The organism is Streptomyces sp. NPDC101227 (genome assembly GCF_044767545.1).
Lineage (GTDB): Bacteria > Actinomycetota > Actinomycetes > Streptomycetales > Streptomycetaceae > Streptomyces.
Map to the genome: position 1 here is coordinate 134,393 of NZ_JBIWOD010000010.1, position 14,356 is coordinate 148,748.

Consider the following 14,356-nt stretch of genomic DNA (forward strand, 5'->3'; position numbering starts at 1 on the left):
GCCTCTCCTTCGGCGGTTCGTACGCGAGCCTCCTCCTTCGGCGGTCCGTACACCGAGACGTGAGCGACAGGGCATTCCCCGCTTCACCATGGGGTCGGGGACGCCATCAGCGAGCGGCGGCGACGAGCCCCATCTCATAGGCGGTGATCACGAGCTGGACCCGGTCCCGGGCGCCCAGTTTGGTGAGCAGCCGTGACACGTGGGACTTGGCGGTGGCCACCGTGATGAAGAGGTCCTCGGCGATCTCGGTGTTCGACCGGCCGCGCCCGACCAGGGTCAGCACTTCCCGTTCCCGCTCGGTGATGCCCTCGACCGGTCGCGGGGAGCGCTGCGGGGCAGCCATGGGGCGCGCGATGAAGTCCGCGATCAGACGGCGCGTCACACCCGGCGCGATCAGTGCGTCGCCGGCGGCGACCACGCGGATAGCCGCGAGGATGTCGTCCAGCGCCATGTCCTTGACCGCAAAACCGCTCGCGCCGGCCCGGAGCGCGCCATAGACGTGATCGTCCTCGTCGAAGGTGGTCAGGACGAGGACGCGGGTGCTCGTCGGACCGGCCGTGATCAGGCGGGTGGCCTCGATCCCGTCCATGCCGGGCATCCGGATGTCCATCACCACGACGTCGGGGCTCAGGTCGCCGACGAGCCGGACCGCTTCGGAGCCGGTGGCGGCCTCGCCGACGACCTCCAGGTCGGTGTGATCGGCCATGAGCACACGGAGACCGGACCGAACCAACGGCTGGTCGTCGGCGAGCACCAACCGGACGGTCATCGGGCCTCCACCGCAACTCCGACGGGTGCCGGCAGCGGCAGCCCGGCCGCCACCCGGAAGCCGCCCTCGGGGCGCGGCCCGGCGCTGAGGTGGCCGCCCAGCAGGCCGACCCGCTCCCGCATCCCGATGATGCCGAAGCCGTGGGCCGAGCCGTTTTCCGTGGCGCCGCGCCCGTCGTCGATGACCTCTACTGACAGTTCCTCGTCCCCGTAGTCGATGGCCACCCGGCAACGCCCGGTGCCCGCGTGCCGCACCACGTTGGTCAGCGCCTCCTGCACGATGCGGTAAGCGGACAGGTCGATCTCGGCCGGCACAGGGCGCCGCTCGCCGCTGCACCGCACGTCGACGCGTACCCCCGCGCCCGCGGTCGCCGCCGCCAGCCCTTCGACGTCCGCCAGCCCCGGCGCGGGGGCGAGCGGCGACTGTTCCGAGGCGGTCGCGTCCCGGTCGGCCTGACGGAGCGACACCACTGTGCGTCGAAGGCCCGACAGGGTCTCTCTGCTGGTGGCCTCGATGGCGCGCAGGGCTTCGCGCGCCTGCGCCGGCTGGGTCTGGATGACCCGGCTGCCCACACCGGCCTGGATGGCGATGATGCCGATGCTGTGCGCGACCATGTCGTGCAACTCCCGTGCGATCCGCAGCCGTTCGGCGGTCACGGCCTCGGCCACCTCCTGTGCACGCAGCGCCACCGCGTGCTCGCGGCGCTCGCGACTCAACAGACCGGCCATGCAGGACGCGGCCATCGCCAGGAGGGCGATCACCCCGTTCACGGTCAGGTTGTCCCCGTGCGCGAAGCCGCCGATCACCAGGAGCTGCACGGCGAAGGACACGGCCACGGCGACGATCGAAGAGCGCCGTGCGCAGGTGGCGACGATGAAGCCCAGGACGAGATCCACCGCCAGATACGACAGGAACTGTCCCTGGTACGAAGCCGCCAGACTCTCGTGGACGGGACTCGCAGGGCCGACCACCACAGCAGTGGATCCCCACAGTGTCATGGCCAGAGCCGCCAGTGGCATCCGTCGCACCACGCCGCAGAGCAGGCTCACAGCCAGCAGTGCCCCGACGCCGTGGACCGTGCCCGACGCCCGCGGCGCGCCCCCCACCAGCAGACCCACCACAAGGAGGTAGGAGATGCCCCCCGCCCAGGCCACGCCCTTGGTTCTCGTCATCGGCGGCATCCCCTCACGGGAACGACGCCGCGGTGCGCGATGCGCGCGGGCAGTAGAGTGATCGTCATGGGGTTCACGCCGCGAGATTAACCGGCGACCGCCCGCGCGGCATCAGCCTGGGGACGTACGCCCACGGGCCAACCCGGGGGCACGATTGCCGCCCACGGCCCCATGACCGTACGGGGGTCCTCTCGGCAGTGTGGGTGCCGTGATCGAAGTCAGCGAACTCACCAAGCGCTACGGCAGCAAGACGGCCGTCGACCATCTGTCCTTCACCGTGCGGCCGGGCCAGGTCACCGGCTTCCTCGGCCCCAACGGAGCCGGCAAGTCCACCACCTTGCGGATGATCCTCGGCCTGGACGCCCCCACCACCGGCGCCGCCACCGTCAACGGCGTTCCCTTCCACAGCCATCCGCGCGGACTGCGACATGTCGGCGCCCTCCTCGACGCCGGCCAGGTCCACGGCGGCCGCAGCGCCAAGGCGCACCTGTCCGCTCTGGCCCGCAGCAACGGGATCCCGCCCCGCCGGGTGGGCGAGGTGCTTCAGGAGGTGGGGCTGGCCGAGGCGGCGAACCGCCGCGTTGGGGGATTCTCCCTCGGCATGAAGCAGCGGCTGGGCATCGCCGCCGCACTGCTCGGTGACCCACCGGTCCTCATGTTCGACGAGCCCATCAACGGCATGGACCCGGAAGGCGTCCTCTGGGTGCGCCAACTCTTCCGTCGCCTGGCTGCCGAAGGCCGAACGGTCTTCCTCTCCAGCCACCTGATGTCGGAGATGGAGAACACCGCCGACCAGCTCGTCGTCATCGGCCAAGGGCGCCTCATCGCCGCCGAGTCGCTACGGGACTTCGCGGCCCGCGGCACCCGTAGCAGCGTCGTGGTCGCCACACCGCAGGCCGCCGAGCTGACGGCCGTGCTGACCGCGGCGGGCGCCTCGGTCGAGCCGGAGGGCTCACCCGGCGCCGAGAAGCTCACCGTGACCGGGCTGCCCTCGGACCGAATCGGAGCGCTCGCCTTCGACAACCGCATCCGGCTGCACGAGCTCACCACCCGCACCGCCTCACTGGAGGAGGCCTTCATGGAACTCACCGCCGACAGCACCGAATACCTGGCAGGACAGCCCCGATGACCACGCTCACCTCCGTCCCCCCGACCACCCCCGCCGCCGCGCCGCCCGCCCGCTTCCGCGACCTGCTCGCCTCCGAGTGGATCAAGATGCGGTCCCTGCGTTTCACCCCGTGGGCGATCGCACTCACCGTCCTGTTCGTCGTCGGGGCCGCCGCCGTGGCCACGCTGACGGACAAGGCCACGGTCTCCGGCCCCGCTGAATTCCGGCCCTTCGACGCCTACCCGGCGACCGGCTACTGGACGCTGATGCTCGTCGCCAGCAGCATGGGCGCACTCACCGTCGTGAGCGAGTACAGCAGCGGCCTGATCCGCACCACCACCATGGCCGTCCCGGCCCGCGGCTCGGTCGTGCTGGCCAAGGCGGTCGTCACCGCCGCACTGTGGACCGCGGTCGGCACGGCCGCCTCCACCGGTTCCTTCCTGGTCTCCCAGGCCATCCTGAACGGGCACCATGCCGGCGTCCCGATCACCCACCCCGGGGTGTTCCGGGCGCTGGCGGCATCCGCGTTGCTGGCTCCGGTCTGTGCCCTGGTCGGTCTGGGCCTCGGCGTTCTGCTCCGGCATGCCGCCGCGACCATCACCACCAGCGTCTTCACCCTGCTGATGCTGCCCACCATGTTCTCCGAGAGCAACCGCTGGTCGGCAGACGTCAAACACGCGCTGGTGTCGGCCGCCTGGAACCGCCTGGTCCAAACCTGGGAGCCGGATCCCGCATCCCTGGGCTACACCGCCACGGTCCCCGGCTCCTGGAGCGCGTACACGCTCTGGCCGCTGATCACGGTCGCACTCGCCGTGCTCGTCGTGAAGCGCCGCGACGTGTGAGCGTGCCTCCGGGGCGCGTACTCCTCGCCCCGGAGCACTCTGTGGGTGGCGCGCTCGGTCACGCCCTCCCGTGCGGGCTTTCGAGAGGGCTGCGCCAGCCGCCGAGGAAGCGATTCGGCGAGGACGGGACGGAGCGAGCAGGTGGACCTGGGGCGCGGTGACGGCGCGAGCCACGGCCGCGGAGTTCGTGGTGGTCGAGCGCCGCGTTCGTCCGGCACACGGGCCGATGAGTGGGCCGGCTCAGCCGGACAGTGGCAGTGCGTCTTCCAACTGTGCCTGCTCCTCCTCGCTGAGCTCGAGCTCCACCGCCTCGGCGGAGCCGTGGATGGAGGCCGGACGGCTGGCGCCCGGTACCGGGATCACCGACGGGGAACGGGTCAACAGCCAGGCCAGAGCGATCTGTTGGGGGCTGGCACCGTGTTCGGCCGCGATGCGGTGGAAAGCGGTGCTCGCAGAGGTCGGACCGGACGGTCCGTCGAGGGAGCTGCGGGAGATGCCACCCAGCGGGCTCCAGGGCAGGAAGGCCAGCCCCAGCTGCGTACTCAGCCGCAGCTCGGGCTCGCTGTCGCGCACGGCGGGCGAGTACTGGTTCTGTACGGAGACGAGGTCGTTGCCGAGGATCGCGTGGGCCTGGCGGATCTGGCCGGTGGTGACGTTGGAGATCCCGGCGGCGCGGATGGTGCCGGCGTCGAGGAGCTCGCGCAGCGCGCCCACGGACTCCGCCCAGGGCACGGCCGGGTCCGGCTTGTGCAGCTGGTACAGGCCGATGGCCTCCACGCCCAGGCGTTTACGGGATGCTTCGGCGGCGTGCTTGAGGTGGGCCGGGGTGGCGGTGACGGTCCAGCTGCCGTCGCCGGGGCGGCCGCGCCCGCCCTTGGTGGCGACGAGGATGTGAGAGGTGTCCCGGCCGTAGCGGGCCAGGGCGCGGGCGACGAGGAGTTCGTTGTGACCGGCTTCGCCGGCGTGCCAGTGGTAGCTGTCGGCGGTGTCGATGAGCGTGACCCCGGCGTCCAGGGCGGCGTGGACGGTGGCAATCGCCTGTTGTTCGTCCGGGCGGTGCTCGATGGACAGTGGCATGGCGCCCAGGCCGACGGCGCTGACGGTGGTGTTTCCGATGCTGCGGTACTGCATGGTGGGTGTCTGTTCCTCAGGCGGCGGGGGCGGCGGGGGCGGCGGTGGCGTCGAGGACTTCGGCGACGGCGCCGGGCAGCCAGTCGGTGGTGTGGGAGAAGGAGAAGCCCAGGTTCTTCGCGCGGGCGTTGCTCAGGGCGTAGTGGCGGTCGAAGGAGAACGGCGAGGCCGGTTCGCCCGCGGCGACACGGCGGTAGACGGGCTCTCGGCCGGCCTGCGCGGAGATCACGGCCCCCAGTTCGTACACGTCGAGCGGGCCGTCGGAGCAGGCGTTGACCGGACCGGTGGCGTCGGTGGCCGTGGCCGCCCACCCGAGCAGGTCCGCCAGCTCCTGGTAGTGGATGAAGACCGTCGGCAGCGCCTCGGCGTGCACGGCGATCTCCTTGCCGCGGGTGAGGCGCTCGACATAGTGCGCCAGCCGGCCGGTGAACTCCGCCGCGCCGCCGCCGAGCACGTGGGCGCTGCGCACGGCAGCGAAGTCGAACCCTTGGTGCTGGGTGAAGACGGCTTCGGCCTGGCGCTTGCCTTCGGCGTAGTGCGCTTGAAGGTATGCCGTGTCGTGCCAGGGCAGGTCCATGGCCACCAGCCAGGTGTCCGGGTCCACGGTCTCCTCCGGCACCGGTGTGCCGTGCGGGACGGTAGCCAGTGCGGCGGTTGCCGGGTCGTAGACCTCGATGGTGGAGGTCATGACGTAGCGGCGGGTGCGGCCGCTGAAGGCGCGGGCGGCGATCGCGGCCTGCACCGGGGTGTAGCAGACCTGGTCGATGACCGCGTCGAAGGTGGCCGAGCCAAGCGCGGCACTCAGGGCGGCCTCGTCGTTGCGGTCGACGACGAGGTGCTCGACCCCGGCGGGCGGCGGTGTCGAGCCGCGGTTGATCACTGTGACCTGGTGGCCCGCCGCCTGCAGGCGCCGCACCAGGAGCTTGCCGAAGTAACGGCTTCCGCCGATAACGCAGATCTTTTGCATGCCCCCCATCCTGGACACCTAAAGTCACCAGCAGAACTACCTACTTACTGGATACGCATTAAGGAATACTGTTGATCGATGTGCAGCGGCTGCGTGTCCTGCGGACGGTGGCGGAACACGGCAGCTTCAACCAGGCAGCGCAAGCCCTCCACCTCACCCCCTCCGCGATCTCCCAGCACATCGCCGCCCTGGAACGCAGTCTCGGCGCCCAGGTCGTGGCGCGCAGCACCCGAGGAGTCACCCTCACCCCGGCCGGCCGGATCATGGTCGGGGCCGCCGAGTCGGTGGCCGCGGAACTCGCACACGCCCAGCAGCAGGTCGCCCGGCTCGGCAGCGGGCGCACCCAGCTCACCATCGCCACCTTCACCAGCGGAGGCAGGCTCCTGCTGCCCGGCGCACTCGCCCGCCTCACCGCCGCCCATCCCGACACGGTGGTCCACGTGCGGGAGGCCGAGCCCGAAGACAGCCTGCCGCTGGTCCGCCAGGGTGCCGTGGACCTCGCCCTCGCCTACCACTTCGACGGCCCGCTGCCCGGCCGGCCCGGCCCGAGCTCCAGCCTGGCGTGGACGGCACTCATGGACGACCCCCTGCACGTCGTCCTGCCCGAGACACATCCTCTGGCCGGCCGCAAGGCGCTCGACATCACCGAACTGGCCGCCGAGCCCTGGGTACTCGGCTGCCACAAGACCGAGACCTACCTGCGCCGCTACGCCGAACACGCCGGCTTCGACCCCGAGGTGCGCGGCACCACGACCGACTATTTCTTCGCCCGCTCCCTCGTCGCCGCGGGCACGGGGATCTCGCTGATCCCTTCGATCGCACTGACCCCGCCGATCCCAGGACTACGCACCATCCCGATCACGCCGCCGATTCCGAGCCGGCACCTCGGCGTGGTCACGATCCACCGCCGCAACCACCCACAGGTCAGAACCCTGGTGCAGGCCCTCCAGGAACAGGCAGCGGCGATGGACGAACCCTGACCCCCAGGAGGACCCCGCGCCCAGACGCAGGTGCCGGACCCGACCGAGGGCGAAGCCGCCGCGCAGGCCACCGAGCCATCCCGATCCGGTTTCGGGACACGCCACGGGTCCCGGGGATCACCATGACGCCTCCGGGGCCCGGCAGTTGTCCGTTAGCTGGTTGCTGCCTGATCAGGTCGGGTCAGCTGCGTTGCGCAGGTTCATGTGCAGACGTGTGGCATTCCGAGACCGGTGATGTGATGTGGACCACTCTCTTGGCGCTTCGGGTCGTTCGGATCGGGCATGCGCGATCATGACCGGATGGACGCTCGTTTCCTTGGCATCGCTGAGCTGGTCGAAGCCCCGTCCGTGGCGGTCGTGGTCGACGTCATGCGCGCTTTCACGGTGGCTGCCTGGGCTTTTGGCCAGGGGGCGGAAAAGATCGTTCTTGCCGAGTCGCTGGACGAAGCACTGGCGCTCAAGGCTCGCCACCCGGATTGGGTGGCGCTCAAAGACGGTCCGCCCGCGCCCGGGTTCGACGCCGTCAACTCGCCGGGCCTGCTGCGGTCGATTGACCTTGGCGGACGGACCGTTGTGCAGAAAACCACGGCGGGGACGGTCGGTGCCCTTGCGGTGAAGGAGGCGTCGCTGGTGCTGTGCGCCGGCTTCGTGGTGGCGGAGGCAACGGCTCGGCTCCTGCGGACACGCGATCGTGACAGGGTCACGTTCGTGGTCACTGGTGAGGACGGGCACGCCGATGAAGATCTGGCGTGCGCTCAATACATCGCTCGGAGGGCCACCGAGGCCACGACGGATGCGGCCGAGTTCCTCCGCCGCGCCGGCGAGTCGCGCGCCGCCGCCGAGCTGGCGGAGGGGGTGCGTCAAGGAGTCCATCCTGATGACATCGCACTCTGTCTTGAGCTCGACCGGTTCCCGTTCGCCATGGTGGCGGCCTTGGAAGAATCGCTCATGGTCCTCCGTCCGTGCGCCGTGCCTCCGCCGGCCCACGAGGCTTCGATCTGATCGCTGGTGAGGTCCACCTCTCGCCGTGCGAGAGCCGGCATCCGGTCGGGTATGCGGCATCAGCAAGATCGCCCAGGGGCGACCCAGCTGCGTCCACTACACCTCGACGCTCTCGCCGGGGCGGAGTCGCCGGATGTCAGCTCCTGCTCGCTCGGCCTCCATGGCCAGGACGTCGTCCAGGACCCGCAGGCCCCATTCGTTGAGGAGCCCGTCATGAATGGCATAGGCACGGCGCGGTGATATCCGACGCAGGTAACCGATCATGTCGGGCACCGTCAGCCACGGCGCCTGGCCGGGCAACAGCAGCGTCGGCACGTCGACGAGGGTCAGCGCGTCACCCGGGTGGAAGACCTCCCCGTCGATCAGGAACCCGACGTTGTCGACCGGCGGCGCATCCGGGTGGCTGACGTGATGCTGGTCGCCCGCCGCCGTCACCTCGAAGCCCGCGACGCAGAAGCTGTCCCCGTCACGGACCACGTGCACACGCTCACCCAACCCGCTCAGGTGCCGGGCAACGCCGGCGCAGGTGTAGACGGCCGAGCCGAGGCCGCGCAGGCGCTCCGGATCGAAGTGGTCGAAGTGTTCATGCGTGACGAGGACGGCCTCGACCCCCGCCAGCGCAGTGGGTTCGGGAGACATCACACCCGGGTCGATGACGACCGCCCGCCCTGCCCGCTCCAGTCGCACACACGCATGACCGAACTTGGTGATCCTCATGGCCCCACCCCTTCCGACCGGGCCGCCGTGCGGGTCGGTCTCGCACCGGCAAGTTCGACATCCACGCCGGCGTGCTTGGTCACGCCGCTGGCTGCCCGGGTGCTGTACGGAGCGGCGAACCCGTCAGCGGGGTGGTGTCGAGGTATCTGACCTCGTAAACACGTTCGCTGAACTTCCAGCCGTCGTCGGCGCGCAAATAGCGGTCGTGGTACAGCGCGTAGTTCAGGTGTGAGCTGCCGCCGCGCATGCGCCCGAACTCGGCGACGTAGCAACGGCCGAGCGCGGTGTCGCCCTCGATCCGGATCATGCCCGGGTGCACGGTCTGCACGAAGTACTCCCAGTGATCCTGCAGCCGCTCGATCGTGGCGCGGATCTGCGCCCGGCCGATGAACTCGGCAGGGATGTGGGGCATCCGCCACGCGCCGTCGTGGGAGAACAGCGAAGCGAAACGGTCGTAGTCGTGCATCATTCCCGCGTCGGTGAACTCGCCGCGCAATGCCTCGATCTCGACGCGATCAGCGATGGCCTGAATGTCGGTCATGGCTTCGATGTGCCTTCCTGTCCGATGTCCGATGCCCGAGATCCGATGTCCGGGCTTCGGGGGTTGGGTGTTCGTCTCAGCAGTACGAGGGTTCGTGGGTGTTCCGGGGCCTTGGCCACGACCCCAGCCCCGGAACACCCACGAACGCCGGAGCAGCAGCATGCCTACCTGGCTAGTTCGGCCGGCTTGTCCAGCCGCGTCAGCTTCTGCGGGTTGCGCACCACGTAGATCCGCGTCACCTGCCCGTTCTCCACCACGAGGCTCACCGCGGACGGCTCGCCGTCGAACTCGATCCGGCCGGCGGGCGCACCGTTGAGCCACACCGGCGTGGTGTCGAACGCGGCCACCACCCGGTTCGCGCGCGCGAGCAACGGCGCCACCAAGTCGACACCGTGGACCGGAGTCAGAGCGGCGGCGACCAGCCCGCCACCATCAGCCACCAGGACCACGTCCGGTGCCAGGACCTCCATCAGCTCCTGCAGTTGCCCGGTGCGCAACGCGACCAGGAACCGCTCCACCACGGTCTGCTGCTCCGCGCGGCTCACCCGCACCCGCGGCCGCCGGGCCGCCACGTGGTCGCGGGCCCGCCGCGCGATCTGCCGCACCGCGGCCGCGGACTTACCCGTAGCCTCGGCGATCTCCCAGTACGGCACGTCGAAGACCTCCCGGAGCACGAACACCGCCCGCTCCGCAGGCCCGAGTGTCTCCAGCACGGTCAGCATCGCGAACGACACGCTCTCCGCGAGCTCGACGTCCTCGGCAACATCAGGGCTGGTCAACAGCGGCTCCGGGAGCCACTCGCCGACGTAATCCTCGCGGCAGCGCGACAACGCCCGCAGGCGGTTGAGCGCCTGCCGCGTGACGACGCGGACGAGATAGGCCCGCGGGTCGCGCACCTGCGACCGGTCGACGTCGGCCCACCGCAGCCAGGACTCCTGCAGCACGTCCTCCGCGTCGGCCGCCGAACCGAGCATCTCGTAGGCGACCGTGAACAGCAGGTTGCGATGGGCGACGAACGGATCCTCGGTCATGCCGTCGACGCCAACGCCACGCCGGACGGCTCGGGGCGCTTGGCCAGCGGGATCGCGCACCCATCGGAGAAGCCCTGCGAGGTGACCCCGTTCGCCACGTTGGCCCTGGTCGCCAGGTTGACGTAGGCGATCAACGCGGTGAGCTCAACCATCGCGGCCGGGCCGAGCCGCTCCAGCAGACCCCCGTACTGCTCGTCGGTGACGGTCATCGGCGTGTTCGTCATGGCCTCGGCGTACTCCAGCACCTCCCGCTCCAGCGCCGTGAACACGTCCGCCTCCCGCCAGCGCGGCACCTGGCTCGCCTTGGTCAGGTCCAAGTTCCCGTTCTGCGCCTGGAAGTAGCCGACATCGAGGCACCAGCTGCAGCCGACCTGTGCCGCGACGGCCATGTGCGCGAACGACTTGAGGCCGGCGTCGGCCGCATCCCACGCGCCCACCTTGCCACCGAACTCCACATTGTCCTGCGCGACCTTGGGGCTGTGCCACAGCACCTCGACGTTCTCAGGCACGGCACCGAGCTGCTTGATCATGTTCTCCTTGAGCTCGGGTGGGAGCTCGGCCTTCGGCACACGAAGCGCCATCATGTCCTCCTTGGACGTTCACCTGTCGGGCTGTTCGGCATGAAGACACCGCCGGGCCCTCGTATGTGACAACCACCGCCACCGCGAGCCGTTCGGCTTCATGATCGCGGAGCTGGACGGCGCGGACGCCGCGGAGCATTCGACGCTCTACTGGCCCGACAACGCGGACTGAGGAACCCCCACGCCGGTCTTGCTCTCAGCGCTCTCTCAGCGGTCCTGCGGGGGCGGAACACGGACGCCGAGAGCACGATCGGCGCGTGTTCGGGCGTCGGCGGACCAGTGGGGGGCGTTCCACCGGTCGGCGATGGCGGCGGCCCGGGCGAAGTGGGCGGCGGCCTCGTCGTCCCGGCCGAGGAGGAGGGCGAGTTCGCCGAGCGTGTGCGCGACCGGACGCAGGGCCAGAGACAGGCTCTCCGCGCCGGCCGGAGGACCGTCGCGGTGGGGGAGCAGCTCCGCGTAGATCTCCTCGGCAGCGGCGCGGTCGTTCAGCGCGACGATCATCATCGCGCGCAGGCTCGTCAGGAAGGTGAAGAAGAAGTCGTGCCGGATCGGGCTCGGTGACGTGCGGGACCGGCGTGCCTCGTCGCTGCGGCCGGCGGCGTGCAGGGCGAGCGTGAGCAGGTCGGCGACCATCGGGCCGAGCACCTCGTGGAGAGCGCGCACATCGTCCAGATGATCGCCGAGCGTGCCGTCGTTCAGCCAGATCACCGCCAGCGCGAGGCCGAGGAAGCCAGCGTGCACCGATCCGGCGTGTTCCATGTGTGCGGTGGCTTCGACGTAGAGGCGTTCGGCGTCGGCGAACCGGCCCTCGATGAGCACCAGGGCCGCCAGCGCGATCTCGGCGGCGCCGATCGCCTCCGGCATCCGGTAGTCGCGGGCGAGGTCGAGCGCCTCCCCGGTCACGCGGCGCATGGCCGCCGGGTCGTTGGCCGCGGCGGCGTTGGCGGCCTGGTTGAACAGCCCGGTCACGCGGTAGACGGGCAGGTCGTGCTCGACGCCGATCTCCACCAGCTCGCGGGCGTACTCCTCTCGCTGAGTGCCGTCGGCCAGCACCAGGAGGGCAGCGGCCCGGAGGCGGGGATCGGTGGCGAGGTCGAGTGCTTCCCGCGCCGCAGCCACGACCGTCGGATCGTCCTCGCCCACCAGCTCGTTGGCGTACGCGACGAGGAGGCGGGAACGCACGTCGGGGGCGAGACCGGTCCGCTTGAGCAGGCGGCCGAGGCGGCCGACGATGGGGCGGTCGACCGTGCCGTATGTGCGGGCCTGCCAGGGGGTGGGCTCGGTCCAGGCGGTGAACGCGGCGATCATGAGGTCGTCGCGGCCGATCGACTCGGCGTACTCCACGGCCTTCTCACGCGTGTCCCTGGCCGCAGCGACGGCCCCGGCCCTGATCTGCGCGCGCAGCAGCCTGCCGAGCAGGCCGACGCGCTCGTCCGGGTCGCTGGAGTTGGTGACGGCGTCGGTCAGGAGCGCGGCCGCCACGTCGTGGGCGTAGCGCGCCTCCGCCAGCTCGGCGGCTCGTACGCAATAGCCGACGGCCTTCGGTGATCCCGCTCGCGCATGGTGATGGGCGAGCGCCGCGACGTCGCCGGTGCCCTCCAGGGCGGCGGCAATCCGGGCGTGCATCCTGGTGGCCCGCAACCGGGTGACGTCGGCGACCAGCGTGTCCCTGACCAGCGCGTGAACGAACCGGACGCGTCCGGGCCCGGGCTCGTCGAGCAACCCGGCGATGACGCCCGCGTCCAGCGCGTCCAGCACGCCGTCCTCGTCGGAGTCGGCGGCCTGCACGAGCACGTTCACCGAACTTTCCCGGCCGGCCACCGCCGCCAGCCGCAGGACGGACACGCCGCTCTCGGGCAGCCTTGCAAGCCGGCGCCGCAGCACGTCCCGTACGCCCTCGGGGACCTCGGAGAGCGCGACCAGCGCGCCTTCGCCGGTCAGCAGCCGCGCGCTCTCCCGCACATAGAACGGGTTGCCGCCGGTCCGCTCGGCGATCCCGGCCACGGTCGCGTCGTCGGCCTCGCACTCGGCGCGTACGAGCTCCGCGACGGCGTCGCCCTTCAGCCCGGGCAGGTCCAGGCGGAGGGGCGCGGTGCGGGCGAGCGAGGCGAGCGTTTCGGTGAGGCGCTCGCTCTCGTCCGCGCGGTACGCCGCGACGACCAGGATCGGGGCCCGCACGCCGACGCCGCCGCCGAGCAGTTCCAGCGTGGCGGCGTCCGCCCAGTGGAGGTCGTCCAGCACGACGGCGACCGGCCTGTCGGCGGCGGCCGCCGCGAGCCAGTTCCACACGGCCTGCCGCAGCCGGAACCGCCCGGCCGACGCGTCACCGTCCACCAGCGCGGAGTCGGAGAGCAGCGGCGTCAGGTGGTCCGCGAACTCCCCAGGAGGAACGCTCACGGCCACCTTCCGCAGCGCCTCGACCCACGCCCACGCGGGCGGCGCGCCGTCCACCTCGGGACAGCGCCCGGCGGCCACCAGCCACCCGTCCTGTCCCAGTCGCGCGCCGAGGTGCTCCAGCAGCGTCGACTTGCCGAGCCCCGCCTCCCCGGTGACGAGCGCGACGCGCGCCCCGTCGGCGGCGGCCTCCCCGGCGGCCGCCACCAGCGCCGCAAGCTCGCCCTCCCGCCCCACGAACGTCGTCGCGCCGGGCCCGTTGTCCGGAGGCGGCGGCGCGGTTGTCCGGGGCCGGGGCGTGTCTGTGGGCGGCGGCGGGACGGCCGCACGGAGGACGTCCGTGCGCTGGGTGAGGATCGCCTCTTCCAGGGCCACCAGGTCCGGTCCTGGGTCGAGGCCCAGCTCGTCGGCGAAGGTGGCGCGGGCGCGGCGGAGCGCGGCCAAAGCGTCGGCCTGGCGGCCGCTGCTCCACAGTGCGAGGGCGTGCATCCGCCAGCCCTCCTCGCGCAGGGGATTGTCGCGGGTGAGGCCCTCCGCCTCGGGTACCACGGCGGCGGGGTCGCCGAGCCGCAGTCTCGCCGCGATGTGCAGTTCGCGGGCGACCAGGCGCAGCTCGTTCAGCCGGGCGGTCTCGGCGGCGGCCCAGGGCTCGTCGGCGACTTCGGCGAACGCGGGTCCGCGCCACAGCGCCAGCGCCTCCTCCAGCCGGGCGCGGGCGGCACGGGGATCGGCGGGCGTACGGGCCTCGTCGAGCAGCTCCTCGAAGCGCCATGCGTCCACCGCCCCCGGCGGCAGCCGCAGTGCGTAGCCGGGCGGCGCGCTCACCAGCAGGCGGGCCGGGGTCCGCGGCGGGCGGCCGGGTTCCAGCAGGCGGCGCAGGTTCGACACGTACGCCTGCAACGACGCCAGGGCGCGCGACGGCGGTTCGCCGCGCCACAGGTCCTCGACCATCCGGTCGACCGGCACGACCTGCCCGCGCGCCGCCACCAGCAGGGCCAGCACGCCGCGCTGCCGCGGCCCTCCGAGGGGTACGGGCTCGCCGCCGGCCTCGGCCGCGAACGAGCCCAACACCCGGATCATGACCATGACTTGGCACATCGTACGCGCGAGCGCCGCACGCC

At 71.4% G+C, this 14,356-nt stretch carries 13 protein-coding genes; 4 read left to right on the top strand and 9 right to left on the bottom strand.

Going from position 1 to position 14,356, the window contains the following annotated elements; genetic code table 11:
- Positions 1-106: 106 nt before the first annotated feature.
- A complete protein-coding gene (locus ACIRPT_RS23960) occupies positions 107-769 on the bottom strand; it encodes a response regulator (RefSeq protein WP_403830313.1) in 663 nt (220 codons plus the stop codon).
- Positions 766-1,941 carry a sensor histidine kinase gene (locus ACIRPT_RS23965; protein WP_403830316.1) on the bottom strand — a complete coding sequence of 392 codons (1,176 nt, stop codon included), beginning with the start codon at positions 1,939-1,941 and terminating at the stop codon, positions 766-768. The genes ACIRPT_RS23960 and ACIRPT_RS23965 overlap by 4 nt, the downstream gene beginning before the upstream one ends.
- Before the next feature lie 208 nt (positions 1,942-2,149).
- On the opposite strand from ACIRPT_RS23965, the gene ACIRPT_RS23970 reads away from it, so the two are divergent.
- Together ACIRPT_RS23970 and ACIRPT_RS23975 are read left to right on the top strand one after the other, a co-directional pair.
- Complete coding sequence (locus tag ACIRPT_RS23970; RefSeq protein WP_403830318.1) at positions 2,150-3,070, top strand: ABC transporter ATP-binding protein; 921 nt, start codon at positions 2,150-2,152, stop codon at positions 3,068-3,070.
- Positions 3,067-3,891: an ABC transporter permease gene (locus ACIRPT_RS23975; RefSeq protein ID WP_403830320.1), complete on the top strand. Its 825-nt coding sequence runs from the start codon at positions 3,067-3,069 to the stop codon at positions 3,889-3,891. Before ACIRPT_RS23970 ends, ACIRPT_RS23975 begins: the two co-directional genes overlap by 4 nt.
- Before the next feature lie 240 nt (positions 3,892-4,131).
- Here the strand turns inward: ACIRPT_RS23975 and ACIRPT_RS23980 are convergent, their stop codons facing one another.
- Positions 4,132-5,022: an aldo/keto reductase gene (locus tag ACIRPT_RS23980; RefSeq protein ID WP_403830322.1), complete on the bottom strand. Its 891-nt coding sequence runs from the start codon at positions 5,020-5,022 to the stop codon at positions 4,132-4,134.
- 16 nt (positions 5,023-5,038) lie between these two features.
- Positions 5,039-5,989, bottom strand: coding sequence for an NAD-dependent epimerase/dehydratase family protein (locus ACIRPT_RS23985; protein WP_403830325.1), 951 nt, complete (start codon positions 5,987-5,989; stop codon positions 5,039-5,041).
- A gap of 71 nt (positions 5,990-6,060) precedes the next feature.
- Between ACIRPT_RS23985 and ACIRPT_RS23990 the strand changes: the two genes are divergently transcribed.
- Complete coding sequence (locus ACIRPT_RS23990; protein ID WP_403830327.1) at positions 6,061-6,969, top strand: LysR family transcriptional regulator; 909 nt, start codon at positions 6,061-6,063, stop codon at positions 6,967-6,969.
- Positions 6,970-7,269: 300 nt separating this feature from the next.
- Entirely contained in the window at positions 7,270-7,971 is a 702-nt protein-coding gene (locus ACIRPT_RS23995; RefSeq protein ID WP_403830611.1) for a 2-phosphosulfolactate phosphatase, read from the top strand.
- Positions 7,972-8,067: 96 nt separating this feature from the next.
- Here ACIRPT_RS23995 and ACIRPT_RS24000 read toward each other — a convergent pair whose 3' ends face one another.
- The 5 genes from ACIRPT_RS24000 to ACIRPT_RS24020 form a co-directional block, all read right to left on the bottom strand.
- Positions 8,068-8,688 carry an MBL fold metallo-hydrolase gene (locus tag ACIRPT_RS24000; protein WP_403830329.1) on the bottom strand — a complete coding sequence of 207 codons (621 nt, stop codon included), beginning with the start codon at positions 8,686-8,688 and terminating at the stop codon, positions 8,068-8,070.
- A 79-nt stretch (positions 8,689-8,767) separates the two neighbouring features.
- Positions 8,768-9,229, bottom strand: coding sequence for a nuclear transport factor 2 family protein (locus ACIRPT_RS24005; RefSeq protein WP_403830331.1), 462 nt, complete (start codon positions 9,227-9,229; stop codon positions 8,768-8,770).
- Positions 9,230-9,393: 164 nt separating this feature from the next.
- Positions 9,394-10,260, bottom strand: a complete 867-nt coding sequence (locus ACIRPT_RS24010; protein WP_403830333.1) for an RNA polymerase sigma-70 factor — start codon at positions 10,258-10,260, stop codon at positions 9,394-9,396.
- Entirely contained in the window at positions 10,257-10,841 is a 585-nt protein-coding gene (locus ACIRPT_RS24015; RefSeq protein ID WP_403830613.1) for a carboxymuconolactone decarboxylase family protein, read from the bottom strand. The genes ACIRPT_RS24010 and ACIRPT_RS24015 overlap by 4 nt, the downstream gene beginning before the upstream one ends.
- Positions 10,842-11,048: 207 nt before the next feature.
- Complete coding sequence (locus ACIRPT_RS24020; RefSeq protein WP_403830335.1) at positions 11,049-14,321, bottom strand: BTAD domain-containing putative transcriptional regulator; 3,273 nt, start codon at positions 14,319-14,321, stop codon at positions 11,049-11,051.
- Positions 14,322-14,356 lie beyond the last annotated feature (35 nt).

What these genes read in the sequence shown, in the direction of transcription:
- ACIRPT_RS24020 (WP_403830335.1), bottom strand. Translation starts at nt 14,321, where the DNA reads ATGGTCATGATCCGGGTGTTGGGCTCGTTCGCGGCCGAGGCCGGCGGC.
- ACIRPT_RS23960 (WP_403830313.1), bottom strand. Translation starts at nt 769, where the DNA reads ATGACCGTCCGGTTGGTGCTCGCCGACGACCAGCCGTTGGTTCGGTCC.
- ACIRPT_RS23965 (WP_403830316.1), bottom strand. Translation starts at nt 1,941, where the DNA reads ATGACGAGAACCAAGGGCGTGGCCTGGGCGGGGGGCATCTCCTACCTC.
- ACIRPT_RS23980 (WP_403830322.1), bottom strand. Translation starts at nt 5,022, where the DNA reads ATGCAGTACCGCAGCATCGGAAACACCACCGTCAGCGCCGTCGGCCTG.
- ACIRPT_RS24000 (WP_403830329.1), bottom strand. Translation starts at nt 8,688, where the DNA reads ATGAGGATCACCAAGTTCGGTCATGCGTGTGTGCGACTGGAGCGGGCA.
- ACIRPT_RS23995 (WP_403830611.1), top strand. Translation starts at nt 7,270, where the DNA reads ATGGACGCTCGTTTCCTTGGCATCGCTGAGCTGGTCGAAGCCCCGTCC.
- ACIRPT_RS24010 (WP_403830333.1), bottom strand. Translation starts at nt 10,260, where the DNA reads ATGACCGAGGATCCGTTCGTCGCCCATCGCAACCTGCTGTTCACGGTC.
- ACIRPT_RS23975 (WP_403830320.1), top strand. Translation starts at nt 3,067, where the DNA reads ATGACCACGCTCACCTCCGTCCCCCCGACCACCCCCGCCGCCGCGCCG.
- ACIRPT_RS24005 (WP_403830331.1), bottom strand. Translation starts at nt 9,229, where the DNA reads ATGACCGACATTCAGGCCATCGCTGATCGCGTCGAGATCGAGGCATTG.
- ACIRPT_RS23985 (WP_403830325.1), bottom strand. Translation starts at nt 5,989, where the DNA reads ATGCAAAAGATCTGCGTTATCGGCGGAAGCCGTTACTTCGGCAAGCTC.
- ACIRPT_RS24015 (WP_403830613.1), bottom strand. Translation starts at nt 10,841, where the DNA reads ATGGCGCTTCGTGTGCCGAAGGCCGAGCTCCCACCCGAGCTCAAGGAG.